We start from the raw sequence: 23,812 nt of genomic DNA on the forward strand, positions 1-23,812 counted from the left end.
CAACATCTGGAGAAACCAACATGCCTATGAAATCCCTCAGGAAATTCCGTTCGGCGGCAGCGTTGCTCGCCCTCGCGATCACCGCCGTCGAGATCGTCGGCAGCGCCGTTCCGGCCCTGTCGCTGGTCAGTACTGCCGAGGCACGAATCGGCGCGCCCTGGACGCCGCACAGCGCAGCGGGCGTTGCCCGCCGCACCACCACCTGGCGCGTGCTGCGGCATACGACAGCCTGGGTCGCGACGCTCCCCGCCGGCTGCGTCCGCACCAAGCTCAACGGTTTTGACGTCTGGCGCTGCGGCGGCACCTACTACCGCGCCTATCAGGGCCGCTACATCGTGGTCGTGACCGATTGATTGGTCCCGAGCACGACTTAAGGCGCGTTGCGCTGAAACGGAGTCACGCGACGCGCTTTAGATCTTTGTTCTGGTGCACGTTGTCTCGGAACCGCTGCACGTCTGAGCGACATGCATTTAGCCGAGGGCAAGCCTAACGCCTTCGGCGAGATGCTCAGCATCCGCCTGGCTTTCGAACGGAACGCCGCGCAACGCATAGTCGAGCGGCGAGAACGGAGCGCCCTCGTCGACGAGGGCGATCTGCCGACGCGCCTTCTCCATATCTCCCATCTGGGCATAGCAGGCCGCCAGCCGCGTGCGGATCCAGGGCGCCGGGCGCGTTGCCAATTCCAGCGCCTCTGCCGCTTGCCGGTACTCCCCCATCATATAAAGCGCCAGCGCGCGGTCGAACTGGTACCAGTGCGGATGCAAGGGATCGATGCGAATGCCGCGGGCCAGCCAGGTCAGCGCTTCTAGCGGCCGGCCGCGCATGGTGAGCAGCATTCCCATCTGCTCGATGCTGTCGGCGTCATAGGGGTTGAGCTCAAGCGCGATGCGCATGTGATGCTCGGCCGCCTCGTGATCGCGCATATAGAGGCGGATCAGCGACTGCACGCGATGCCCGGTCGGCTGATCGGGCGACAAGGCCAGGCCTTTGTCGGCAAGGTCGCGCGCGTTCTCCAGCACGGCATCGTTGGCGCGCCCGAACTCCCCGTCCAGCGAGCGCGCTAAAGCGAGATAGGAGTAGGCAAGGCCATAATTCGGATCCTTGGCGATCGCCGCCTCGAACAAGGCCTCGGCGCCGCGCTGGTCGGTCTGAGCCGGATCGCGCAACAGCGCAAAACCGCGCAGCAGAAGCTCGTAGGCGGCGAGGCTGGTCACCGGCTTGCGTGAAGCTCGCTCCAGCCCGGCATTGGTGACCCGCGTCACCAGGCGGCTGACGATCTGCTCGACGATCTCGCGTTCGATGGCAAACAGCCCGGCGCCTTGGGACTGGTAGCGGTCGCCCCAGAGCTGTCTGGCGCTGGCGATGTCGACAAGGCTGACGGCCACCACGACATGCTCGCCCTGCCGACGCAGCGACCCCTCGACCAGATAGTCGGCGCCGATGCGGGCGCGGATCTGCGGCCACTCGGCGCGGCCGAAGGAGGTGAAAGAGAAGCTCGAATTGCGCGCCAGGACCGTGACCGTGCCAAACCGCGCTACGCCGTTGATCAGGTCCTCGGCAAAGCCGTCGACCATCGCCTCGTCGGCCGGATCGCCGCTATCGTTACGAAAGCGCACGACGGCCACGATCGGCTGCGAACTGATCTCGGGCGCGGCTTCGGCCTCGGCGGCAAGCATGTAGCCGCGCTTGGAGATGGTGCGCACCATATCCTCGCTCAGCACCTTGCGAATTTCGCGTACCGATTGCGTCAGCGAATCCTCGGTGACGTAGACGCCCGGCCAGACGACATCCATCAGTTCCGATTTCGGCACGACGCGGCCCATGTTGCGGGCAAGATGCGACAGCAGCGCATAGGCTTTCGGGCGCAGGAACAGCGGTTCGTTGACGCCGCGCAGCGTACCCATGGCAAGGTCGAGCGTGAACCCGCCAAACCGGAACACCTGATCGGCCGTCGCCGTCGTCATCGGGAACACCCCTTCCCGCCTATCGTGCACAATGTCAGCCCTTCCCGCTCGACCCGGCTCGCACATCACCATTATTGCCCAGAGCGCAATTTCGATCAAACTGGCCGGCGGCGTAGGGCTAGTATCGTCCCGCCAAATGCGAGGAGCCATGAACCCGACCGAGAAGGCGCTATGGTTTGTCGAAAGCCACTTGCCCGACGCCATCAGCCTCGACGAGATAGCGGCAAGCAGCGGCGTGTCGCGCTTCCATGTGACGCGCGCCTTCGGCGCGGCCACGGGACGATCGGTGATGGGTTATATGCGAGCGCGGCGGCTCAGCGAAGCGGCGCGCAAGCTGGCCGGCGGCGCGCGCGACATTCTCTCGGTCGCGCTCGATACCGGCTACGGCTCGCATGAGGCGTTCACGCGGGCTTTTCGCGAGCAATTCGGCACCACGCCGGAGCTGGTGCGCGCGCAAGGCTCGACCGAAAACCTCGACCTCGTGGAGCCCATTCTGATGGACAGTTCGCTTCTCACCACACTCGAGCCGCCGCGCTTCGAGACCAGCCGCCCCTTCCTCGTCGCCGGGCTTGGCGAGCGCTACAGCTGCGAGACCAGCGCCGGCATCCCGATGCAGTGGCAGCGCTTCACCCCTCATATCGGCAACATTCCGGGCGAAGTGCACGGCGTCTTCTATGGCGTGTGCACGAATGGCGACGATGCCGGCAATTTCGACTATGTCGTCGGCGTCGAGGTGACGGACTTCTCCGACCTGCCGAAGGATTTCCACCGCGTGCGGGTGCCGGCGCAGAAACATGCGGTATTCTCGCATCGCGAGCACATCTCGACCATCCGCCGGACCGTCAACACGATCTGGAACAGCTGGCTGCCGGCCTCCGGCCACGAGATCGCCGATGCGCCCGAGTTCGAGCGCTATGGGCCCGAATTCGACGCGCGCACCGGCAATGGCGGGCTGGAGATCTGGGTGCCGGTCAAGGGGTGATGGTTTTCCCTTCTCCCCCTGTGGGAGAAGGTGGATCGGCGCGCAGCGCCGAGACGGATGAGGGGTGTTCCAGCGGAGTGAGACGTTGGCATTCCCTGGAGCACCCCGCGCCTTCGGCGACACCTTCTTCCACAAGGGGAGAAGGAAAAGCGCTAAAGCTCGAGATTCCACGTTTGCCCGACAAGATCCTTGCCAAAGGAATGATGGCGTTCTTCCTCGACCAGCTTGAAGCCCGCGGCTTGGTAGATGCGGCGGGCCGAGCCAAGGATGTCGTTGGTCCAGAGCGTCAGCGTCTTGTAGCCCTTGGCTCGAGCAAAGGTGATGCATTCGTCGACCAGCCGCCGACCGATGCCGAGGCCGCGCGCCGACGGTTCGACGTAGAGCAGCCTGAGCTTCGCGACCTTGGGTGACTTGCGCATGACGAAGACCGAGCCGACCACCTCGCCTTTGCGCTCGGCGATCCAGCTGCGCTCCCATTGCGGGACGAAGTTCTTGACGAACTCACCGAGGATCTCTGCGACCAGCGCCTCGTAAGTTTCGTCCCAGCCATAGTCCTGCGCGTAGATGAGGCCTTGACGGTGCGTGATCCAGCCGATGTCGCCGACCTGCAGCGGCCGCAGAATATAGTGAACCTTGGCTTCAGGTCTGTCGCCGAGCAAGTCTTGGACGGTGCGCATGGCGTTGACCAGCCGCTCCTGTTCGGCCGGCGCCAGGCGATCGAGCAGCGCGCGCACCTGGTCATGCGAATCCTGGTTGAGAGGCGCAAATGCTTCCCTGCCGGCTGGCGTCAGCGCGATCGAGGCGCGGCGCGCGTCGGTCTCACTAGCTTCGCGTCCGACCAGGCCGCGCTCCTCGAATTTCTTCAACAGCCGGCTGACATAGCCGGGGTCGAGGCCGAGGTCGCGCACCAGGTCGCTTGCGACCAGCCCATCGCGATGGGCGAGCTCGTAAAGCACCCGCGCCTCGGTCAGCGAGAAAGGACTTTTCAGCAGGCCCTCGTCGAGCAGGCCGAGCTGGCGGGTATAGAAGCGGTTGAAGGCGCGCACCGCATCGATACGGTCCTTGCCGGGGTGATTATGGATGGTCATGGGAAATCCTCCTGCCATAGACAGGATCAACCATTTAGTTGACTTAGTCAATTAATATGGCGAGGGGACACTACACAATTTCGTCATTCCAGGGCGGAGCAAGGAGCGAAGCGACGCGCAGTTGCGGAGGCCAATGCCAATCGCGACCGCAGCGGCCCTACCCCATTGGCAGCACTGGCCAAAACTCCACAATACTCCCGGCCGAGAACACAGCGATCGCCCCAAAATGCTGCAGCACCGCCTCGCTCTGCGTCGGCCGCAGGAAGGCATAGTCGCCGGGCTTCACATCTGCGCCCGCCGGCAGGCCCATGAATTGCTGGTTGGACGACAGGCCCATCAATCCGTTCGGTTTCATGCCTTCGGGAAACACCGGCTCGGCCATCCATTTGCCGCCATAGAGATAGCAGCCCTTGCGCGGGAAGAGGCCAAGCCCCTGCAGCGCCCTGGAAACCGCCGACGGGCCGGGCAGCATCGGATCGAGCGCCTTGAGGATCGGCGTGGCGATAAAGGCCGCCGGCTGGAAGCCCTCCAAGCCAGGCGTGTCGAAATCCTTTGGCAGCACGAAGGCCGAGCCGATCGATACTTCGTTGGCGACGCCGCCGCCATGCAGCAGCGCGGTCTTGGAGCCCCCGATGTTGAGGATGCGGCGCTGGTCCGGATCGAGGGCGGCGGCAAAATCGGCGACTTTGGCAGAGGCCTGCTTCAGCGCCTTGGCCGCGCCCCCGAACAGACCCGGTATCTCCGGCGCATGCGCCTCATAGGCCATGATGCCGTCGCAGAGCAGACCTTTTGGAAGCGTGAGCGCGTTAATCTCGGCGGGATCACGAAAACCGCCGCGATGCAGGCCGACATCCACCTCGAAAGCGAAGCGCAATTCGGTGTCGAGCGCGGCAGCGAGCGCGCCATATTCCGCCAGCCGCTCCGGCGTGTCGATCAGCCAGCAGACGCGCGACCACCAGCCGGCGCCGCCCCTGGTCAGCGCGGCCTTGGCGGCACCCATCGGCATCGGCTTGCCGTAGAGAAGATCGCCCTCGGAAAACGCGTGAAGCACGGCCTGCGTCACCGGCGGATGGAAGGTCATAAAGCGGTTGGTGCCAAGCGCCTTGGCGATGTGCGAAAGCAGCGGCATGCAAGGCAGCGACTTGTCGACCAGCCGCACGTCAAGGCCCGGCGCCAGCCTTTGCTTCACCAGCGCGACGTTGCCGTCCAGCCGGTCGCGATCGAGGACAAGGCAGGGCCGGAAAATCTCGGCGGCCATCAATGCATCGGCCAGGGCGGCGAAATAGGCGCTCATTGTTGGATGCCGAACAGGCCGGCCATGTAGGGCGAGACGAAACGGTTTTGCGGATCGATGTCGCGCCGCACCGCCATCGCATCGTCCCAGCGCGGATAAAGCTTCTTGAAGTCCGCCGCCTTCAGGCTGTGCATCTTGCCCCAATGCGGCCTGCCGCCACACTTGCGGAAGATCGGCTCGGCGGCGCGCATGAAAGGCAACGGGTCGTCCGCCGCATCGTGGTGGATTGCGATCGAGCAGGTCAGCCTCTTGTAGAATGGCGAAAGCCAGAATTCGTCGGCCGCCACCGAGCGCACCTCGATCGGGAAATAGACTTCCGGGAAATGCTTTTCCGTAAGCGCAATGATCTCGGCCAACGCCTTGGGACCTTCCTCGTAAGGCAGGTGATACTCCATCTCGTTGAATTTGGTGCGACGCTCGCTGGCGTAGACGTTGAGCCAGTCCTGCACATAGTCTTCCGCCGGCACCTTCTTCACCGCCCCTCTGATCAGCGCGCGGCGCAACCGCGGCAGCCAGCGCAACGCCGTCCGCAGCTTACGCAAAGTCGCCAACCCTTCCTCGTCGTCTTCGGTAGGCCGCGTCGTCGGCGCCGCGTCGCTAAGATCGCTGGCGATGAACTGGGCGTAGCCGGAGAACGGGATGTAGTAGAACTCGGCCGAGCGATGCGCGGCCATCATCATCTCGAAGTTTTTGAGCATGTCGCCGATCGGCAGCACCCATTTGCGGCGGCGCAGCCGGTAGCTGGCGATGTTGTTCATCGCCACTTCGGTCAGCACGCCGAAGGCGCCTAGCGCGACGCCCGTGGCGTGGATCATGTCCAGGTCGTCTGCCCGGCTGAACTCGCGCAGCTCGCCTTGCCCATCGACGAGTTGCAGCGCCTCCAATTGCGTGTGATAGGCGCCGAGAGTCGGCCCGGAGCCATGCGTTGCCGTGCCCAGCGCGCCGCCGATCGCCTGGCGGTCGATGTCGCCCATGTTGGGCAGGCCTTGGCCGATGTCCTGCAGGATGTGCATCAAGGCGCCGAGCCGCGTGCCTGCCCTCACCCGCGCCCGGTTGTTCGCGGCATCGTGCGAGACCAGCCCCTCGATCTTCTCCAGCGAGACGATGGCGCCGTCGGACTGCACCAACGGCGTGAAGGAATGGCCGGCGCCGGCGACGCGCAGCGGACCGGGCGCCGAGCGCACCAGTTCGGCCAGCTCGCCGGCATCGGCGGGCGCCGCGATCAATTTCGGGGAAGCCGTGACGAAGCCGGACCAGTTGCTCCAGGCGGTTGCCATCTTGACCCCTTTGCTCAGACCCGGCCGCGCCGCCGCGCGACCAGCACGAAAATGCCGAGCAAAAGCACGCTCGCCAAAGCGGCGGCGGCGGCGAATTCGGGCACGGGCCGGAAGTCCGCGCCGTCGATCAGCAGCGAGGCGGCGACCGGGCCGATGGCGAGGCCGAAGAGTTGAGCGGCCGGCACCAGCAGCACGGCGGTGCGCGTCTCGTCAGCCGTGATCGCCAGCCGGATCTGGTAAGGCACGATGAAGAGCAGGATGAAGCCCATCACCAGCGCCACGGCCCAGAACACCGAAAGACCCGGGCCGGACGCAAGCAGCAGCGAGTTGATCGCCGCGACGATCCCGATCAAGGTGATGGCAAAACGATAGTCGATGCGCGCCTCAAAGCTTGTCGCAGTCATCGCGCCGAGCACCTGCGCGGCAAGGCTCGCCGAAACCATCAGGCCGACGGTGCGGCCATCGATGCCGAACTGCGCGCCGATGGGCTCGAGAAAAGCCCAGACGGCGCCGAAGAACATGAAATAGCAGAAGATCGACAGCAGCGCGGCGATCGCCGGCACGGTCGCAACGTTGGCGAACTGCTCTTCCTTGGGTAGGTCGGCATAGTCGTCCGGCACGGTCCATGCCACGACGAGCGAAAGCAGGCAGACGATGCCGAGCGCGATGAAGCCGCCAGCCGAGCCCGCTCGCGGCACGGCAAAGAGCGCGAGGATCAGCGCCAGCGCGCATTGCGCCAAGGTCTGCAGCGTAACGAAATAGCCGCCGATGCGCTCGGCCCGGCGCGAGCGGGCGATCAGCTCGGTCGCGACGGCGACAAGCCCGCCCTCCGCGAGGCCGGCCAGCGTGCGCGCGCCAATCAGCGCATTGGGGCTGCCGGCATAAGCGGTCCAGACATTGGCGAGTGCCAGCAGCATGAGCAGCACCGTGCTTTTCCAGCGCATGTTGCGCGCCGGCAAGAGCATCGCCACCACGCCCGAGCCGATCGCTATCGCGATCATCTCGGCGGTGGCGACCAGCGCCAGCTCGTCGCCGGTGACATGGCCTTCGCTGTAGAGCGCACCGAGCAGCACCGGCTGCAGTCCGAGGATGAGGAGACCGACCGAACCGATCCACAGCACCGAGGCCAGCTGCAGGCTCGTCGGATTGCCGACAAGCCAATCGCCATTTTCCGCTTGCGCGGCTTGCGATGCGGTCACGAGGCGCTCTCCCTTGCAGCTCGATCGAAAAACTGACAAGTTGTCAGTATTTGACGGAACTGATACTTGATCATGTTTCTTGTCAACCGCGAATTCGCGGCTTTCACGAGATTTGGCGCATGACGCAGACAAGGCGAACAGCGACGGAACCGCGGCGCAGGCCGAAGCAGGAGCGCAGCCGCGAGCGCATCGACGCGATCCTCGCCACGACCATGCGCCTGATCGGCGAGAAGGGCATCGACGCGGTGACGATGAAGGAAGTCGGCGCGCTGGCCGGCGGGCCGATCGCTACCGTCTATCACTATTTCCCCAGCAAGTCGGCGATCCTGGCGATGCTCTATGAGCGGTTCTCCGAGGAAAGCCGCGCACGCTTCGGCGCGATCATCGCCGGGATAGCCCGGCTGGATGACGTGACCGCCGCGGCCGACCAGCTGCTCGACGATTATCATGCCCGTGTCGCCGCGGACCCGGCTATCCAGGACCTGCAGAACGCCATCCAGGCCGACAAGGCGCTGCAGCATCTCGACATCGCCGAGACGAGGCAACAGGCGAAGATGTTCTGCGACAAGGTCGGGCCGATGCTCCAAGCGGAGCAGCGCGAGGCGTTCGGACGTGTCGTGTTCCTGATCTTCCAGCTCGCCGGCGGCGTCGTGCGGCTGGCGCTGACGCAGGACGAGGCGGAGGGCCGGCGCACGATCGAGGATTATCGTTCGATCATCCACACGCAGTTGCGATTGTTTCTCTGAGCGCGATCAGGGATCCAGCTTCGGCCCCAGGATTTCCACCAGCCAGTCGACGAACACCCTCACCCGTGGCGACAACTGGCGGCTCGGCGGATAGAGCACCGAGATCGGCGTCGGCGTCGGCGGAAAATCGGGAAGCACCTCGACCAGCCGGCCGGCCGCGATATCGTCCGCATAGCGGAGCCTTGGCGCCTGGAACAGCCCGAAGCCCAGCCGGACCAGCGCGGCACTTGTGTCTGAGTTCGCGACCGTGACCCGCGACGGCAGGACGATTTCGCGAACCTTGCCGTCGACGGTGAATTCCAGCGGCATCACCTGCCTCGTGCGCGACGACACGAAGCCGATCATCATATGGCCGGCAAGGTCATCCGGCGTGCGCGGCAGGCCGTGGCGTTCGAGATAGGCGGGGCTGGCAACGGTGATTTCGCGGGCGATGCCGAGCCGCCGCACGATCATGTCGCTGTCGGGCAGCGTGCCGGCCCGGATGACGCAATCGACGCCCTCGCGCACGAGGTCGACGAGGCGGTCGCCTTCGCCGATATGCACGGTCAGGCCCGGATATCTGGCGAGCAGCGCCGGCAGTTCAGGCAGCAGGAAGGTGCGCGCCATGTGGCCGTTGACGTCGACGCTGAGCCTTCCCCGCACATCGTGCGCGCCGAAGCCGCCTTCGGCATCCTCGATGTCGGCTAGAATGCCGATGCAGCGCTGGTAATACGCTTCGCCGTCGAGCGTCGTCGTGACGTGGCGCGTGGTGCGCCTCAGCAATTGCACGCCGAGCCGCTCCTCGAGCTGCTTGATCGCGGCGGTGGCGCTGGAGCGCGGCAGGGCGAGATCGGCGGCGGCCGCAGTGAAGCTGCGCCGTTCCACGACGCGGGTGAAGAGCCGCATGCTGTCGAATCGGTCCATCGCGTATTGTTCGCACATGCTGAATAGTGTTGGCAATCCATGGCCGATTAATGTCGGCCCACCGGGCGAGTATATGCATCTCCATCCAGACAGAAGGAGATTTCGCCGTGACCACTCGTCCCATCGCTCTCATCACCGGCGGCAGCCGCGGCCTCGGCCGCAACACCGCGCTCAACCTCGCCCGCAAGGGTGTCGACGTCGTCCTCACCTATCACTCGCGCGCCGACGAGGCGAAGACGGCAATCGCCGAGATCGAGGCGGCCGGCGGCCGGGCTGCCGCGCTTGAGCTCGACGCCGGCGCCGTCGCCAGCTTCCCGGCTTTCGTTGAAGCGTTGAAGAAGACGCTTCACGAGACCTGGCAACGCGACCGTTTCGACTATCTCGTCAACAATGCCGGCACCGGTCTGCGCAAGATGATCGCCGAGACGACGCAAGAGGAGTTCGACACGCTGATGAACGTCCATCTCAAGGGCGTGTTCTTCCTCACCCAGGCGCTGCTGCCGCTGATCAACGATGGCGGCCGTATCATCAACGTCTCGAGCGGCCTGGCGCGCTTCTCGGTCCCGGGCTCCGCCGCTTATGCGATGATGAAGGGCGGCGTCGAAGTGTTCACGCGCTACCTCGCCAAGGAACTGGCGGCCCGGCGCATCACCGCCAACACGGTGGCGCCGGGCGCGATCGCGACCGATTTCAACGGCGGTCATGTGCGCGACGACGCCGAGATCAATCGCGTCGTGGCTGGCATGACGGCGCTCGGCCGCGCCGGTGTCGCCGACGACATCGGCCCGATGATCGCCTCGCTGCTGTCCGAGGACAATCGGTGGGTCAACGCCCAGCGCATCGAGGTGTCTGGGGGCATGAATATCTAGACGATCGGTCACTTGACCTGGCGGATCAGTCCTTCGAAGCCGTCGGCAAGATTGGCATTGCCGGCGGCGATGAAGCTCGACAGGTTCCTGGCACGCCCAGGGGTCTTGTTGGCATCGAGCAGCACCGCCCTGCCCTCATGCATGACGAAGTCGAACTTGCCGTAATCGAAGCCGAGCTGGCGCCGCAGAGCGCGCAGCTCATCCGGCACGGGCACCGCCTCGCGGCGGATGGTGTCGTCGCCCTTGACCAGGTTCTGCGGCGAGACATGACGGGTGCAGCGCTCGCGCTCGCCGCAGAACAGCCAGAAGCGGGCGCCAAAACCGTCCGGCTCCGGCTCGGGAATGAATTTCTCGACGATCAGATCCCGGCGTTCGAAGATCTCGGCCGGAACATCGGCGAGCGAGGCATGGATCTCGTATCTTGCGAAGGCTGGGACGCCGGGGAACGGCTCCGGTCTGCCGGCTCGCCGCGCGCGCCGGTTCAGCTGCTGTTCCGGCGTTCCCCGATGGTTGAGGCTGCTCTTGACGATGACCTGTCCCTGCCAGTCGTCGCCTTGGTCAATCACGGCGCCGCTGATGCGGCGTTTCGAGATGTCGGCGGCCCCAAGATTGAGGCAGAAGGGAAAGCGGCGCGCATAGTCGACATAATCGGGCGGCGTCACGGTCGCGTCGAGATGCAGCACCGCGATGTCGGCGGCCGGCTTCGCCGAGGTGCCGCGCAGGACCCGCACCGAATGGCCGCGGCGCTTCAGCTCCTGCAGCAGGTCGAAGAGCATATACGGGCTGTCACGGCGCAGCAGCAGCCCGCGCCGGCTCTGGAAGCGGTCTTGTTCATGCGTGATGACGGCGATGCGTGCCATGCGCCCCACTTGGCTTATTATGCGCCTTCGACTATGCGACCGAACACAATGCCTAACCGATACAGGGTTTGCATGACCGAGCACTGGAATGCAATTCGCAAGCACTGGCAGTTGCTCGGCTCGCCGCTGCGGCCGCCGGCTCAGGTGGTCGAGGCCTATGAACGTGAGCTCGAGCTTTCGCAATCGCACGTCGTGATGTTCGGCGTGACGCCCGAGCTCACCGGACTTGGCGCCACGATGACGGCGGTCGACGAATCTCCCGACATGATTGCCGGCATCTGGCCGGGCGACACAGATACGCGCAAGGCGGTGCAAGGCGACTGGTTCGACTTGCCGTTTCCCGGAGCAAGCGTCGATGCGCTGATCGGCGACGGGTGCCTCTCGGTCATCGGCGCCGCGGACCTCAGGCGCGCGCTGTTCGCGTCGATCGCGCGTGCGCTCAAATCCGACGGGCGCGCCGGCATCAGGCTTTATGCTTGCCCCGAAACCCGCGACGAACCGCAGCAAGTCCGCGCCCTGGCGCTGGCCGGTGGCGTCTCGACCTTCCACGAGCTCAAATGGCGTGTGGCCATGACAGCCATGGGCGGTGCGCCTGATTACACGATACCGGTTACGGGCATCCTCGAACATTTCGACAGGATGTTTCCCGACCGCGAGGAGCTGTCGGCTCGAACCGGATGGGAACTGCCGGTCATCGGAACCATCGAAGTTTATCGGAACTCGTCCGTCGTCTACAGCTTCGCCCCGACGGCAGCGCTGATCAAGGAAGCCGTTGCCTTCTTCGATGATGTCCGGCTGGCCTCGACCGGCACATACGGGCTCGCAGAATGCTGCCCGCTGCTGGTGCTGCGTTCGCCGAAGCGCCTGGACTGACGGCAGGATTGCTTGTTGGCGCCCTCGCGATGGCCGACGCATTTCGGCCTGGCGTCTCGCACGAGAAAAATTTCGCGCCGCCGCCCCATTGCGCGCGCCTTGACTCTCGCAACTCGCCAGCCTATTTCAGCGCGACGTTAGCACTCGCCTTTGGTGAGTGCTAACTCATATCCGGCGGCCTCGCCGGATGGAGGAACAGTTCTCACCGTTCTCATTCGAGGAAGACAACATGGCAAAGTCCAAGTTCCGCCCGCTTCATGACCGCGTGGTCGTTCGCCGGGTCGAATCCGAATCCAAGACCGCCGGCGGGATCATCATCCCGGATACGGCGAAGGAGAAGCCGCAGGAAGGCGAGATCATCGCCGTCGGCTCCGGCGCCCGCGACGAAAGCGGCAAGCTCGTGCCGCTGGACGTCAAGGCCGGCGACCGCATCCTGTTCGGCAAGTGGTCGGGCACTGAAGTCAAGCTCAATGGCGAAGACCTTCTGATCATGAAGGAATCCGACATCATGGGCATCATCGGCTGATCATCGGCCTCATCTGAATCTTCATCTTCGGGCTCTTCCCGAGCCCCTGCCAGGAGCTAAAACATGGCTGCCAAAGACGTAAAATTCTCCCGCGATGCCCGTGAGCGCATGCTGCGCGGTGTCAACATCCTCGCCGACGCGGTGAAGGTCACCCTCGGCCCGAAGGGCCGCAATGTCGTGATCGACAAGTCGTTCGGCGCCCCGCGCATCACCAAGGACGGCGTCACCGTCGCCAAGGAGATCGAGCTTGAGGACAAGTTCGAGAACATGGGCGCGCAGATGGTCCGCGAAGTCGCTTCGAAGACCAACGACATCGCCGGCGACGGCACCACGACCGCAACGGTTCTGGCGCAGTCGATCGTCCAGGAAGGCCACAAGGCGGTTGCCGCCGGCATGAACCCGATGGACCTGAAGCGCGGCATCGACCTCGCCGTCACCGAAGTCGTTACGGCGCTCGGCAAGGCCGCCAAGAAGATCAAGACTTCCGAGGAAGTCGCCCAGGTCGGCACGATCTCGGCCAATGGTGACGAGTCGGTTGGCAAGATGATCGCGGAAGCGATGCAGAAGGTCGGCAACGAAGGCGTCATCACCGTCGAGGAAGCCAAGACCGCCGAGACCGAGCTGGAAGTCGTCGAAGGCATGCAGTTCGACCGCGGTTACCTGTCGCCCTACTTCGTCACCAACGCCGACAAGATGGTCGCCGATCTCGAGGACGCCTACATCCTGCTGCACGAGAAGAAGCTGTCCAACCTGCAGGCCATGCTGCCGGTCCTGGAAGCCGTCGTCCAGACCTCGAAGCCGCTGCTCATCATCTCGGAAGACGTCGAAGGCGAGGCCCTGGCCACGCTGGTCGTCAACAAGCTGCGCGGTGGCCTGAAGATCGCCGCCGTCAAGGCGCCGGGCTTCGGTGACCGCCGCAAGGCCATGCTGGAAGACATCGCCATCCTTACCGGTGGCCAGGTCATCTCGGAAGACCTCGGCATCAAGCTCGAGAATGTCGGCCTCAACATGCTCGGCCGCGCCAAGAAGGTGTCGATCTCCAAGGAGAACACCACCATCGTCGACGGCGCCGGCAAGAAGGCCGAGATCCAGGGCCGCGTCGCCCAGATCAAGCAGCAGATCGAGGAGACCACCTCGGACTACGACAAGGAGAAGCTGCAGGAACGTCTGGCGAAGCTCGCCGGCGGCGTTGCCGTGATCCGCGTCGGCGGTGCGACCGAAGTGGAAGTCAAGGAAAAGAAGGACCGCGTCGATGACGCCCTGAACGCGACCCGCGCGGCCGTGGAAGAAGGCATCGTCGCCGGCGGCGGCGTTGCGCTCCTGCGCGCTTCGGGCAACCTCAAGGCCACCGGCGCCAACTCCGATCAGGCCGCCGGCATCAACATCGTGCGTCGCGCGCTGCAGGCTCCGGCCCGCCAGATCGCGGCCAACGCCGGTGCGGAAGCCTCGATCGTTGCTGGCAAGATCCTCGACAACAAGGGCGCGACCTTCGGCTACAATGCCCAGACCGGCGAGTATGGCGACATGATCGCCATGGGCATCGTCGACCCGGTCAAGGTCGTGCGCACGGCTCTCCAGGACGCGGCCTCGGTCGCCGGCCTGCTCGTCACCACCGAAGCCATGATCGCCGAAGCTCCGAAGAAGGAGTCGGCTGGCGGCGGCATGCCTGGCGGCATGGGCGGCGGCGGCATGGGCGGCATGGGCGGCATGGATTTCTAAGAAGTCTGACCCATCACTGATACGGAAAGGGCGCCGAAAGGCGCCCTTTTTGTTTGCATTTGGAGATCAAATCCAAGTCCTCAGGCGGCACTCTCCGCCTGCCGTGCGACCTTTCCGGCAAGCACCGCCTGCTCGACCAGCGCAGCGACCTCGTCGGCCACCGCCTGGACCGGGGTACGGTCGCGGGTGGCGCGGGCGATCACCATCAGGCCTTCCAGCGAGGATTCGACCAGCAGCGCCAGCGCCTGCGCGCGCCGCTCCGGCACCCCTGCCCGCATGAAAGCCTGGCGCAGCAGCCCGATCCACTGCTCAAAGGCCGAGCGGCAGATTTCAACCAGGTCCGGAACATCGTTTGGTGCGTCGAGCACCACCGGCGCCACCGGGCAGCCGAGCGAAAATTCGTTCTCCTCCAGCATGCGGGCGACCGACTGGTAGATGTGATGGACGGCCACGGCGGGATCGCGTTCCTCCAACAGCGCAGCGCCCAGCCGCTCCGTCACATCAGCGACGCTGGCGCGCGTCACCTCGATGACAAGCTGGTCCTTGCCGCCGGGAAAATGAAAGTAGAGCGAACCGCGGGGTGCTGCGCTGGCGCTCAAAATGTCGTTCAGCGACGTGCCGTGATAGCCGCGCTGCCGGATGAGCAGCGCCGTCGCCTCGATCATGCGGGTGCGTGTGTCCGTCGCCACGTCGACCTCTCGAATGTCAGCCTCTGTCAGGAGCACGCATTATAGAGCTTGCCCCGAATATGACAATCGGTCTACATAATATGTAAATCGGTCTACATATTTTCGGAGGCAGCAATGCGGAATTATCGGCTCGAGGAATTCGGCGACATCGAGAAGCTGGCAGTGTGCGAGGTGCCAATGCCCAAGCCAGGGGCAAACCAGATCCTGGTGCGTGTGCGGGCAACCTCGCTCAACCGCCGCGACACGATGATCCTCAACGGCACCTATCCGCTCCCGCCGCGCGCCGGCATCGTGCCGCTGAGCGACGGCGCCGGCGAAGTCGTGGCGGTCGGCGGGGACGTGACCCGCTTTGCCATTGGCGACCGCGTGACCGGCAGCTACTTCGCGCGCTGGATCGACGGCCGCATGCACCCGGGCGTCGTCGATCAGCTCGGCTGCACACTGGACGGCATGCTCTCAGAATATGCGCTGCTCGACGAGCAATGGGCCGTGCGGCTGCCCGACCATCTCTCATCGCAGGAAGCAGCGACCTTCACCTGCGCCGGGCTGACCGCCTGGAGCGCGCTGACGGGCGCCGAGATTCCGAAGCCCGGACAATGGGTTCTGGTGATCGGCTCAGGCGGTGTTGCGCTCTTTGCCTTGCAGTTCGCCAAGCTCATGGGCTGCCGCGTGGCCGCCGTCACCTCGCGCGCCGAGAAGGCCGACAGGCTGCGGGCACTCGGCGCTGACCTCGTCATCGCGGCGGCCGAAACACGGGAATGGGGCATGAAGCTGCGCGAGGTGACCGGCGGCATCGATCTGGTCGTCGAGACCGGTGGCCCTGCCACCTTCGCGCAGTCGCTGATCGCCAGTTCGCTCTACGGCCGCATCGTGCTGCTGACCGTTCAGGACCAGAAGGGCAAGCCGGTCGAGATCCCGGGCGCGGTCTATCAGCGCAGCCTCGTCACCATCAGCCGACTGTTCGTCGGCAGCCGCAACGGGCTGGAGGCAATGCTTGCCGCTGTCGCCACGCACCGGCTGAAGCCGATCATCGACAAGGTCTTCCCCTTCGCCGAGGCGCGCGAGGCCTACCGCCATTTCCAGCAGGGCGACGTCTTCGGCAAGGTCGTCGTCGACGGCGCGTGACCACGACGCTTTCCCGCAAACAGAGAGGAGATCAGCCATGACAATTCGAGAAGCCTCGGCCCAATGGCGGGGCACGCTCAAGGAGGGATCCGGCCGGCTGCGGCTGGGCAGCGGTGTGTTCGAAGGCGCCTATTCCTTCCCGTCGCGCTTCGAGAGCGGTCCGGGCACCAATCCGGAAGAACTGATCGCGGCCGCCCATGCCGGCTGCTTCTCGATGGCGCTCACCGCCATACTCGGCGCCAAAGGCCATACGGCCGAGAACATCCATACGATCGCCAAGGTGCATCTCGGCGCCACTACGGCCGGGCCGACGCTCACCCGCATCGAGCTCGAAACTCAGGCCCGCGTTGCCGGCATCTCCGCGGAGGATTTCGAGCGGTTGGCGCAAAAGGCCAAGGCGGCCTGCCTCGTCTCACGGGCGCTGGCCGGCGTCGCAACCATCACGCTCAAGCCGAGCCTCGTAGCTCAATGAAACGACAGGGAGAATATCCAATGACCCAGGAATTGATCATCGACATCGCCACGGCCAAGCACTCCGCCGAGACGGCGAAAATCATGCGACGCTATAATGACGTCTTCCAGCGTCACGATCCGGCGGCACTGGACGAATTGGTGGCGCAGGACTGCGTGATCGAGAACACCACGCCGGCGCCCGACGGCGCCCGCCGCATCGGCAAGGCGGCTTGCGTCGAATTGTGGTCGGCGATCGCCACCGGACCCGGCACCCGCTTCGACATCGAAGAAACATTCGTCGCCGGCGACCGCGCCACGATTCGCTGGCGCTTCTGGATGTCCGACGGCAGGTCGCTGCGCGGCGTCAACCTGATGCGTGTCGCGGATGGCAGAATCGTCGAGGCGATGGGCTATGTGAAGGGATAGGTGACCCACTTATCTGTCCGCCAGCGCCAGCTTGGCGCCGAGCATCACGAAGGCACCGGCGAAGGTCCGGCGCATCCAGGTCAGCACCTTCGGCCGCGACACGATGTGGCTGCGCACCGAGGCGGCGAACACGCCGTAAATGGCAAAGACGACGAAGGTCATCAGCATGAAGACGCTGGAGAGCTCCAGCATCTTGGGCAGCGCGTGCGGCTCGGTGGTGCTGACGAACTGCGGCAGGAAGGCGAAGAAGAAGATCGACAGTTTGGGGTTCAGGATGTTGACGAGGACGCCGGAGGTGATGGTCCTCGCGGTCGAGCGCGGCACGGCATCCTGATCGATGCTCAAGCCGCCCTTCTCCTTCAGCGTGTTCCAAGCCATGTAGAGCAGATAGGCGACGCCGAGATATTTCAGCGTCTCGAAAGCGACGGCGCTTGTATGCAGCACAGCGGCGAGGCCGGTGATGGCGGCGGCCATATGCGGGATGATGCCCAGCGTGCAGGCGAAGGCGGCGATGATCGAAGCCCGTACGCCGCGCGAGAGGCCGGCGCTCAGCGTGTAGAGGACGCCGGTGCCTGGCGAAGCCACGATGATCAGCGACGTCAACAGGAATTCGATGCTCATGGATTTCCTCCGCAGCCTGCCCGGCGCGAAGGTACTGACAGACGTGCGACCGGGCAAGCGGGTGGAGAGCGTTATCTTCCCTCTTGAGGGGGAGATGTCGCCGGAGGCGACAGAGGGGGTCGCAGCGCACAAAACGCCAACCCCTTGCGCGACAAGATGACGTCGCTTTGTGCGAGACGACCCCCTCTGACCGCTTCGCGGCCATCTCCCCTCTAGGCGGGAGACTAGCTCACCGCCAGCCTATGCGCTGCCCTCGCCATCAGGCAGTCGTCGCCGCCGGGCATGCAGGCGCGGCAGACATCGGGACGAAGATCATAGATGCCACAGGCCGTATGTTTGCCCACCTCGCCGGTGAGCGCCGAGCATCGCGTGCCCTCGCAGCGCATGCCGGATTGGTCGGCAGCTATCAGCTCGGCCGGGATACGATCGAGCTGCTCCTCCTCCTCGGTCGAAAAGCGTGGCCATTCGGCCGAATAGGCGCAGCATGCGCCGCAGCTCTGGCAGTCGAAGGCAGCAGTTGCCTTGGCTGCCGGATCCGGCAGCCAAGGCAAGCGGCTGTGGCCGTCGTGCGGCAAGGCGCTATTTCTTCTTGCCCGTCTTGCGCGGCGACGCTTCCGCCGATGTCTCGAACAGATCGGTCGCGGCCGGTCCATCGGCTCTCGGAGCGGCAGCCGGCTGGCCCGGCTTTACGGCAGACGGCTTGATCGGCTTTTCGGCAGGCTGACCCTTGGCGGAGTATCTTATGGCCATATCAGTTCTCTTCAGCGACATGCGGTGACGGCGCACGCGGATTGCGCAGGCGGCCGATCAGTGCCGAAACCGCCGTGATGTTCATTTCCTCCGGTGACCAGTTCCTGGCCTCCTCGATGTGATGCGGCGCCAGTTCGCGATGCGTGCTGCCACTATAGGCCGCATCGCTATAGGCCACGCGTTCGTGGGTCTTGCGATCCTCTCGCACATACTCGATCAGATAGTTCGGGCATTCGGCACGGCTGCGCACACCAAGCCGCACCTGGGCATCGCCATGGATGCGCCTGCAGCGCTCCAGCTTCTCCAAAACGCGCCGGACATATTCGACTGGTCTGTCCAGAACATCGACCATATCGGCTATGGTCGAGTCGGCGGCGATCGGCCTTGGCGGGATGCGTTTGGTGGCCATCAGGCTTTGCTTGCGCGCTTCGAGGCGGGGGCAGCGAGGGCAGCCGCCTCTGCTTCCTTCTCCAGCCGCAGTTCGCGCAGGCGCGCGGTCTTAGCCTCCCTGGCCTGGCTGACGGCATCCCGTTCGGACATGATGCGGTTGAGCGACATCGACTGGGTCCGGGACTTGCTGAAAAGGGACTCGGCCTGATCGCGGGATGTTTTCGGAATTACGGACAAAATCTTCTCCTGGTTCGGAGTATTTACATTTGCGGGTGCGGGCTGCTTAGCACATCGCAATCGAGCCGTGACGAACAATCCACTCCTGGAAACGAAAAAGTCAGACATCGGCCCGACCCTCTTTCGCATTTAGCGATGCCAGTTACATCGCTGGTCACGGCAGGGTAGTTTCGCTCAGGCAACCTGCAACTGGTCGGCGGACGTCGTGTCCCGAGCCATCTCGTAGCCGCGCTTTTGGCGAAAAGGCGGCGGCCTAGGGGTCGTCAGGCTGAATCGGGACGGTGGTGGCGTTGAGCCTTTGCCGCGCCGGTGCTGACATCGAAAAAGTGGGGGCCAGCTCCCGAAAAAATTCGCGAACGGCGGGAACCAATCCGGCATCCGCACATTGAATATGGTCAGCAATCCAAGAGAGCAATCTCACGAGAGCTGACAAAGACGCCTCCCGCACCGTAAAAAGCGCGAGAGGCGTTTTTGCGTCAGCCTCACATGATCGTGCTCATCATAGGCAGGATTTCATAACGAAAACCGCGGCCTGAGCGCACTGTCGGGTCGGCATCGGTAAGAACCTTGACTTCGGCCTCGTCTCTGGCGCGGACAATGCCGAGTCCCCAGGGACCCGCCGGATCGGCGACAGGACCGAACAGGATCACCGCGCCTTCGTTGAGCTTGCCACGCAGATAGTCGGCATGCGCTGCCATCAGCGCCCGCTCCTCTTCCGTCAAGGTGAAAGCGAAATCCGGGCGCGGCGGGATCAGCCGGCAATGAAAGACCGAAAGCGGCCTGGCATTGGTCTCCTTGGCGAGGAAGTCGCCAAGCCAGTCCAGCACCCGCTCCCAGCCCGAGCCGTGATCGCGGCAGGAGTCATGGCGCTGGCCGAAGCCTTCGTGGCGCAACGTAAGCCGCGTGCCGTTTTCGACCGCCTCCAGCGTATAGCTGACGGTTGTGATGTTGTCGCCGTCCCAGGGCGCCTTCCAGGTCATGACGAGCCGATGCGGCGGCTCAACTTCGAGATACTCGCCACCGACGTGAAATTCCTGGCCGTCGGAGCCCTTGCCCTCGGAGCGCCACGCGCCGCCCGGCCGGACATCAGCCACGTGCTTCGTCGTCCGATACATGTGGTCGGCGCCCCACCAGAGGGGGATCTGATCCTCGGCGGTGATGGCGCGGAATACGCGCTCCGGCGGCGCTGCGATCATCACCGCGGCAAGGATGGTGCCCGAGGAAGTGTCGGCGATTGCGCGCGGTCTGTCGCTGACGGCCATTATTCGTTCTCCAGATAGGATTTCAGGTTGCCGAGGCTCTGCTGCCAGAAATCGCGGTAAGGCAGAATCCAGTCCGCGATGTCCTTCAACTCCGCCGGTTCCAGTCGGTAGACACGTTCGCGGCCCTGCCGCCGCTCGGAGACCACACTGAGTTCACGCAGGATTCTCAGATGCTTGGAAATGGCAGGCCTGCTCTGCGCGAAGGCGGACGCCAGCTCGTTGACCGGCGCAGGGCCTTTTCGCAGGCGGTCGAGGATGGCGCGCCGCGTTGGATCGGCGATAGCGCGGAAGACGGAACGGTCTTGCTCAGCTTGCGGCATAATGCGTATCCATTCGGTTACATATTATGTCGAACGACGGCTCCGGTCAATTTCTCCTGATTGACGGACGCCTCAGCGTTCCTGGTCGGTCGGGCGGATCAGGATCTCGTTGACGTTGACGCGCGGCGGTTGGCTGACGGCATAGAGGATCGCGTTGGCGATATCCTCGGCAGTGAGTGCTTCCATCGTGGCGAGGCGGTGTTCGAGTCCGGCTTTGGATTGCGCGTTGGTGATGTGGTCGCCGAGTTCGGTGCGCACGAGACCGGGCTCGATGACGGTGACGCGCACCTTGTCGGCATAGACTTCGCGGCGCAGCGACTCCGAGAAGGCGACGACGCCGAACTTAGTTGCCGCATAGCCGCTGGCGCCGGGATTGGCGACCCGGCCGGCCACCGAGGAGACGTTGACGATATGACCCTTGGAAGCCTTCAAGTGCGGCAGCGCCGCCTTGGTGGTGCCATGAGGCCAATCAGATTGAGCTCGATCATGTGCCGCCAATCGTCGAGATCGGCTTCGGCCGCAGGGGCAAGCAGCATGACGCCGGCATTGTTGACGAGGATGTCGAGCCGTCCCCATTCGGATACGGCCTTGTCAACCATCGCGGTGATATCGTCGCCCTCGGCGAGGTCGGCTTCGATGGAGAGTGCCTTGCCGCCTGCCTTTTCGATGCGCGCAACCATCGCCTTGAGGCGATCGGCACGACGGGCGGCGACCGCGACTTTCGCGCCGGCCGCGGCAAGGACCATTGCGGTGGCCTCGCCAATGCCGGACGAAGCTCCGGTGACAAGCGCGACCTTGTCCGTGAGCGGTGAATTTGCAGTTGTCATGAGGAATCTCCAGAGCCCGACCCGTCCCATCACATAGGCCGCGCCGCTAAGGCTTGAAGTCCCCCATCCCAGCAGTTGACGCAATTTGCGGACGGGGCTCGCGCTCAATCCTGTTCGTGCGGCCCGGGTTCAGGCCAGGGCTCTTTGGCGGCTTCGGCATACCAGTGAAGCATCGCCGGCGTCGCCAACACCGCGTCGACATAGGCGCGGGTGACGGGCGCCAGTTCGCCGCCATAAGTGTCGAAGCGCGTGACCACAGGCGCATACATGGCATCGGCCGCGGTGAAATGGCCGAACAGGAACGGGCCGCCTTCGCCATATTGCTCGCGCCACTGGCGCCAGATCGCTTCGATCCTGGCCCGCTGCGCCTCGCCCTCGGCATCGAGCGGCTTGTGCGATTTCGGCCGACGCAGATTCATCGGCCAGCCGTAACGGACCTCGCGGAAACCGGAATGCATCTCGGTCGCCACCGAACGCGCCAGCGCTCGGGCGCCGAGCTCTTCTGGCCAGAGCCTTTTTTCTGGATAGAGATCGGCCAGATATTCGAGGATGGCAAGCGTTTCCCAGACGATCCTGTTCCCTCCCTTCGGCAGTTTATGATCCAGGACCGGCACCAGGCCGGTCGGCCAGACCTTGGCGAGGTTGGCGGCGGTTTCCGGCGTGCGCAGGCGCACGAAACCCTCCTCGAAAGGTATCTCAAGGTGCTTCATCGCCACCCAGGGCCGCAACGACCAGGAGGAAAAGCACTTGTTCCCGATATACAGTGTGAATTCAGTCAAGACTGACCTCTCCTCATGCAGGTTGCGGCCCAACCTAGCCGCTTCACTTTCGAGCCGAAAGTCCGAGCCGAAAGTCATTGTCGCAACGCCGGTTTGCGGAACCAAAATCTCTGCGTCCGTTGGCTGCCGGATGCGGTTCTCGCATCCAGCTCCCATCCAGACCCAGGACATGCGCGCATGGTGAAAGAGATCAGGTCGCCGGCATTGCCAAGCAAATGAAGGGCTCGGTCGAGCAGGCGGCCGGCAAGGCCACCGGCAACCGGCGAACCCAGATCTGAAGCGCCGCCGACAAGCTCGCCGGCAGGGTGCAGAAGACCTGTGGCGACGTGAAAGATAAGGTCCGCAAGGTCTTTTGGTTTTGATCGCAAGAGGCAGCCACGAGGCGGCCTTTCATGTCTGGAATTGCTTGGCCAAGGCATTGGTGAAGACGATTTCGCCGTGATCGCCGACCGCCTCGCCCAATACCACATCCATGTTGCCGGCCGTCACCCGCGCCAGGGCCAAGCCCCCTAAAAAGGCGGCCTTCGGCTTGACGATATCGAGCCCGTCGCGCTGATAGATCATCGGCACTTCATGCTGGTGACCATGGAAGACGGCGATGACATTGTAGCCCTTGATTGCGCCCAGCAGCGCCTGGCGGTCGGCCTCGCCCCACCAGTGCGGACGGCCGGCGCCCTCGTCGTCATAGGTCCGTTTCACCGGGTCCCAGCGCTCGGTCGAGAAAGTGTCCCAGCCATAATGCTGGAACAGGACGACTGGACGACCGTCGCCGGCATAGGTGGCGAGGTCCTGCTTCAGCCAGGGCAGGCTGCTCGGTGCGCCGTGGCCGGTGTCCCCGGCGAAGCGGTGCATCTGGATGAGGTGCAGGCCGCCCCAGTCCCAGGAATAGCAGTCGGTGTCGACATCGTATTCAGTCGCCGGCACCGGCGGCTTGAAGAACACGCCAGGGCGATGATTGACCTCGACATAGTCGCGCAATTCGCGGCGATACCACTCGACATGCGGCGGTGAGCCGTTCTGGTCGAGATCGTGATTGCCGAGCCCGACATAGACCGGGATATGGACACGGTCGGGCCCGATGCCTTCCTGATAGCGCTGGGAGAACTGCAGAAGCTGCGTGCCTTCGCTGGGCTCGGTGACCTGGCCGCCGCCGTCGTCGGTGATGTCGCCCCCGGTGACGAGGCCGAGCGGCGTGCCGATGCGGGTGCCGGCCGAATGGAGGCCGGTGCAGACGCCGTTGATCTCGGCCGGCCATTTCTTGTCGGCAATCGCGTTCAGGGCCGCGATGTTGCGCAGAAGTGCTGCATCGGTCTTGCCTTCCTGCAGGCAGTTCGGGCTGAGTCCGCTCGCCATTCGGCAGGCATGGATATCGGCGATGAAGAGGAAGGTGGCGTCGATCGGCTGGACGCGCTTGCCGGTCTGGCCGAAGGCCGCACGAGGCAAGGCGCAGGCGATAGCGAGACCTCCCATCCTGGCGATGAAGATGCGGCGCGAAACGGTTGCTGGCGAAGAGCGATTCATCGTCACCGGATTAAACACCCTCGACCCGCCTCGTCCAGTTCAATGCCCGGCCACTGCGCTGGAGACTTTTCATGCTAAGGCATGAAAAGCTCTTGGGTCGACAGCGCGGCGG

General features: G+C 64.4%; 27 protein-coding genes and 2 pseudogenes. 11 read left to right on the forward strand and 18 right to left on the reverse strand.

What is annotated here, in order from left to right:
• Positions 1 to 20: 20 nt before the first annotated feature.
• Positions 21 to 353, forward strand: a complete 333-nt coding sequence (locus tag O7A05_RS25440; protein ID WP_337095686.1) for a hypothetical protein — start codon at positions 21 to 23, stop codon at positions 351 to 353.
• A gap of 117 nt (positions 354 to 470) precedes the next feature.
• Here the strand turns inward: O7A05_RS25440 and O7A05_RS25445 are convergent, their stop codons facing one another.
• Positions 471 to 1,964: a winged helix-turn-helix domain-containing tetratricopeptide repeat protein gene (locus tag O7A05_RS25445; RefSeq protein WP_337095687.1), complete on the reverse strand. Its 1,494-nt coding sequence runs from the start codon at positions 1,962 to 1,964 to the stop codon at positions 471 to 473.
• 148 nt (positions 1,965 to 2,112) lie between these two features.
• On the opposite strand from O7A05_RS25445, the gene O7A05_RS25450 reads away from it, so the two are divergent.
• Entirely contained in the window at positions 2,113 to 2,946 is an 834-nt protein-coding gene (locus O7A05_RS25450; RefSeq protein WP_337095688.1) for an AraC family transcriptional regulator, read from the forward strand.
• 152 nt (positions 2,947 to 3,098) lie between these two features.
• On the opposite strand, the gene O7A05_RS25455 is transcribed toward O7A05_RS25450, so the two are convergent.
• The 4 genes from O7A05_RS25455 to O7A05_RS25470 form a co-directional block, all read right to left on the reverse strand.
• Entirely contained in the window at positions 3,099 to 4,034 is a 936-nt protein-coding gene (locus O7A05_RS25455; protein ID WP_337095689.1) for a bifunctional helix-turn-helix transcriptional regulator/GNAT family N-acetyltransferase, read from the reverse strand.
• 157 nt (positions 4,035 to 4,191) lie between these two features.
• Positions 4,192 to 5,328, reverse strand: coding sequence for an alanine racemase (locus O7A05_RS25460; RefSeq protein ID WP_337095690.1), 1,137 nt, complete (start codon positions 5,326 to 5,328; stop codon positions 4,192 to 4,194).
• A complete protein-coding gene (locus tag O7A05_RS25465; protein WP_337095691.1) occupies positions 5,325 to 6,605 on the reverse strand; it encodes a D-arabinono-1,4-lactone oxidase in 1,281 nt (426 codons plus the stop codon). Before O7A05_RS25465 ends, O7A05_RS25460 begins: the two co-directional genes overlap by 4 nt.
• 14 nt (positions 6,606 to 6,619) lie before the next feature.
• A complete protein-coding gene (locus O7A05_RS25470) occupies positions 6,620 to 7,804 on the reverse strand; it encodes an MFS transporter (RefSeq protein ID WP_337095692.1) in 1,185 nt (394 codons plus the stop codon).
• A 119-nt stretch (positions 7,805 to 7,923) separates the two neighbouring features.
• Between O7A05_RS25470 and O7A05_RS25475 the strand changes: the two genes are divergently transcribed.
• A complete protein-coding gene (locus O7A05_RS25475) occupies positions 7,924 to 8,550 on the forward strand; it encodes a TetR/AcrR family transcriptional regulator (protein WP_140840813.1) in 627 nt (208 codons plus the stop codon).
• A 6-nt stretch (positions 8,551 to 8,556) separates the two neighbouring features.
• Here the strand turns inward: O7A05_RS25475 and O7A05_RS25480 are convergent, their stop codons facing one another.
• Positions 8,557 to 9,453 (reverse strand): LysR family transcriptional regulator, encoded by an 897-nt coding sequence (locus tag O7A05_RS25480; protein ID WP_337095693.1) that lies wholly within the window; start codon positions 9,451 to 9,453, stop codon positions 8,557 to 8,559.
• 107 nt (positions 9,454 to 9,560) lie between these two features.
• Between O7A05_RS25480 and O7A05_RS25485 the strand changes: the two genes are divergently transcribed.
• Positions 9,561 to 10,322, forward strand: coding sequence for an SDR family NAD(P)-dependent oxidoreductase (locus O7A05_RS25485; RefSeq protein ID WP_415927052.1), 762 nt, complete (start codon positions 9,561 to 9,563; stop codon positions 10,320 to 10,322).
• Between the two features lie 8 nt (positions 10,323 to 10,330).
• Here O7A05_RS25485 and O7A05_RS25490 read toward each other — a convergent pair whose 3' ends face one another.
• Positions 10,331 to 11,182, reverse strand: a complete 852-nt coding sequence (locus O7A05_RS25490) for a hypothetical protein (RefSeq protein WP_337095695.1) — start codon at positions 11,180 to 11,182, stop codon at positions 10,331 to 10,333.
• A gap of 72 nt (positions 11,183 to 11,254) precedes the next feature.
• On the opposite strand from O7A05_RS25490, the gene O7A05_RS25495 reads away from it, so the two are divergent.
• The 3 genes from O7A05_RS25495 to groL all read left to right on the forward strand — a co-directional run bounded on the left by O7A05_RS25495 (position 11,255) and on the right by groL (position 14,300).
• Positions 11,255 to 12,055 (forward strand): class I SAM-dependent methyltransferase, encoded by an 801-nt coding sequence (locus O7A05_RS25495; RefSeq protein ID WP_337095696.1) that lies wholly within the window; start codon positions 11,255 to 11,257, stop codon positions 12,053 to 12,055.
• Positions 12,056 to 12,284: 229 nt separating this feature from the next.
• Complete coding sequence (gene groES, locus O7A05_RS25500; RefSeq protein WP_010915433.1) at positions 12,285 to 12,581, forward strand: co-chaperone GroES; 297 nt, start codon at positions 12,285 to 12,287, stop codon at positions 12,579 to 12,581.
• 63 nt (positions 12,582 to 12,644) lie between these two features.
• Positions 12,645 to 14,300, forward strand: a complete 1,656-nt coding sequence (gene groL, locus O7A05_RS25505) for a chaperonin GroEL (protein ID WP_095768453.1) — start codon at positions 12,645 to 12,647, stop codon at positions 14,298 to 14,300.
• An 80-nt stretch (positions 14,301 to 14,380) separates the two neighbouring features.
• Here the strand turns inward: groL and O7A05_RS25510 are convergent, their stop codons facing one another.
• A complete protein-coding gene (locus O7A05_RS25510) occupies positions 14,381 to 14,989 on the reverse strand; it encodes a TetR/AcrR family transcriptional regulator (RefSeq protein WP_337095697.1) in 609 nt (202 codons plus the stop codon).
• Between the two features lie 114 nt (positions 14,990 to 15,103).
• On the opposite strand from O7A05_RS25510, the gene O7A05_RS25515 reads away from it, so the two are divergent.
• The 3 genes from O7A05_RS25515 to O7A05_RS25525 are packed head-to-tail and all read left to right on the forward strand — an operon-like array spanning position 15,104 to position 16,993.
• Entirely contained in the window at positions 15,104 to 16,114 is a 1,011-nt protein-coding gene (locus O7A05_RS25515; RefSeq protein WP_337095698.1) for a zinc-dependent alcohol dehydrogenase family protein, read from the forward strand.
• Positions 16,115 to 16,151: 37 nt separating this feature from the next.
• A complete protein-coding gene (locus tag O7A05_RS25520) occupies positions 16,152 to 16,586 on the forward strand; it encodes an OsmC family protein (RefSeq protein WP_337095700.1) in 435 nt (144 codons plus the stop codon).
• Between the two features lie 20 nt (positions 16,587 to 16,606).
• Positions 16,607 to 16,993, forward strand: a complete 387-nt coding sequence (locus O7A05_RS25525; protein ID WP_337095701.1) for a nuclear transport factor 2 family protein — start codon at positions 16,607 to 16,609, stop codon at positions 16,991 to 16,993.
• Between the two features lie 9 nt (positions 16,994 to 17,002).
• Here the strand turns inward: O7A05_RS25525 and O7A05_RS25530 are convergent, their stop codons facing one another.
• From O7A05_RS25530 to O7A05_RS25570, 9 genes and pseudogenes are all read right to left on the reverse strand, one after another.
• Positions 17,003 to 17,614 carry a LysE family translocator gene (locus O7A05_RS25530; protein ID WP_337095702.1) on the reverse strand — a complete coding sequence of 204 codons (612 nt, stop codon included), beginning with the start codon at positions 17,612 to 17,614 and terminating at the stop codon, positions 17,003 to 17,005.
• Positions 17,615 to 17,838: 224 nt separating this feature from the next.
• Positions 17,839 to 18,189: a YkgJ family cysteine cluster protein gene (locus O7A05_RS25535; protein ID WP_415927053.1), complete on the reverse strand. Its 351-nt coding sequence runs from the start codon at positions 18,187 to 18,189 to the stop codon at positions 17,839 to 17,841.
• A 4-nt stretch (positions 18,190 to 18,193) separates the two neighbouring features.
• On the reverse strand, positions 18,194 to 18,364 hold the full coding sequence (locus O7A05_RS25540) for a hypothetical protein (protein ID WP_337095703.1): 171 nt from the start codon (positions 18,362 to 18,364) through the stop codon (positions 18,194 to 18,196).
• 1 nt (position 18,365) lies between these two features.
• Positions 18,366 to 18,773 carry a hypothetical protein gene (locus O7A05_RS25545; RefSeq protein ID WP_337095704.1) on the reverse strand — a complete coding sequence of 136 codons (408 nt, stop codon included), beginning with the start codon at positions 18,771 to 18,773 and terminating at the stop codon, positions 18,366 to 18,368.
• Positions 18,773 to 18,991 carry a hypothetical protein gene (locus tag O7A05_RS25550; RefSeq protein WP_337095705.1) on the reverse strand — a complete coding sequence of 73 codons (219 nt, stop codon included), beginning with the start codon at positions 18,989 to 18,991 and terminating at the stop codon, positions 18,773 to 18,775. Before O7A05_RS25550 ends, O7A05_RS25545 begins: the two co-directional genes overlap by 1 nt.
• Positions 18,992 to 19,473: 482 nt before the next feature.
• Entirely contained in the window at positions 19,474 to 20,253 is a 780-nt protein-coding gene (locus O7A05_RS25555) for an SRPBCC domain-containing protein (RefSeq protein WP_337095706.1), read from the reverse strand.
• On the reverse strand, positions 20,253 to 20,573 hold the full coding sequence (locus O7A05_RS25560; protein WP_337095707.1) for an ArsR/SmtB family transcription factor: 321 nt from the start codon (positions 20,571 to 20,573) through the stop codon (positions 20,253 to 20,255). The genes O7A05_RS25555 and O7A05_RS25560 overlap by 1 nt, the downstream gene beginning before the upstream one ends.
• Positions 20,574 to 20,645: 72 nt before the next feature.
• A pseudogene (locus O7A05_RS25565) lies at positions 20,646 to 21,430 on the reverse strand (SDR family NAD(P)-dependent oxidoreductase).
• Positions 21,431 to 21,504: 74 nt separating this feature from the next.
• Positions 21,505 to 22,179 (reverse strand): glutathione S-transferase family protein, encoded by a 675-nt coding sequence (locus O7A05_RS25570; RefSeq protein WP_337095708.1) that lies wholly within the window; start codon positions 22,177 to 22,179, stop codon positions 21,505 to 21,507.
• Positions 22,180 to 22,394: 215 nt separating this feature from the next.
• On the opposite strand from O7A05_RS25570, the pseudogene O7A05_RS25575 reads away from it, so the two are divergent.
• A pseudogene (locus O7A05_RS25575) lies at positions 22,395 to 22,541 on the forward strand (CsbD family protein).
• A gap of 28 nt (positions 22,542 to 22,569) precedes the next feature.
• On the opposite strand, the gene O7A05_RS25580 reads toward O7A05_RS25575, so the two are convergent.
• Positions 22,570 to 23,700, reverse strand: a complete 1,131-nt coding sequence (locus O7A05_RS25580; protein ID WP_337095709.1) for a metallophosphoesterase — start codon at positions 23,698 to 23,700, stop codon at positions 22,570 to 22,572.
• Between the last annotated feature and the right edge of the window lie 112 nt (positions 23,701 to 23,812).

The sequence above is a fragment of the Mesorhizobium argentiipisi (SeqCode) genome, from assembly GCF_037179585.1.
GTDB lineage: Bacteria > Pseudomonadota > Alphaproteobacteria > Rhizobiales > Rhizobiaceae > Mesorhizobium > Mesorhizobium argentiipisi.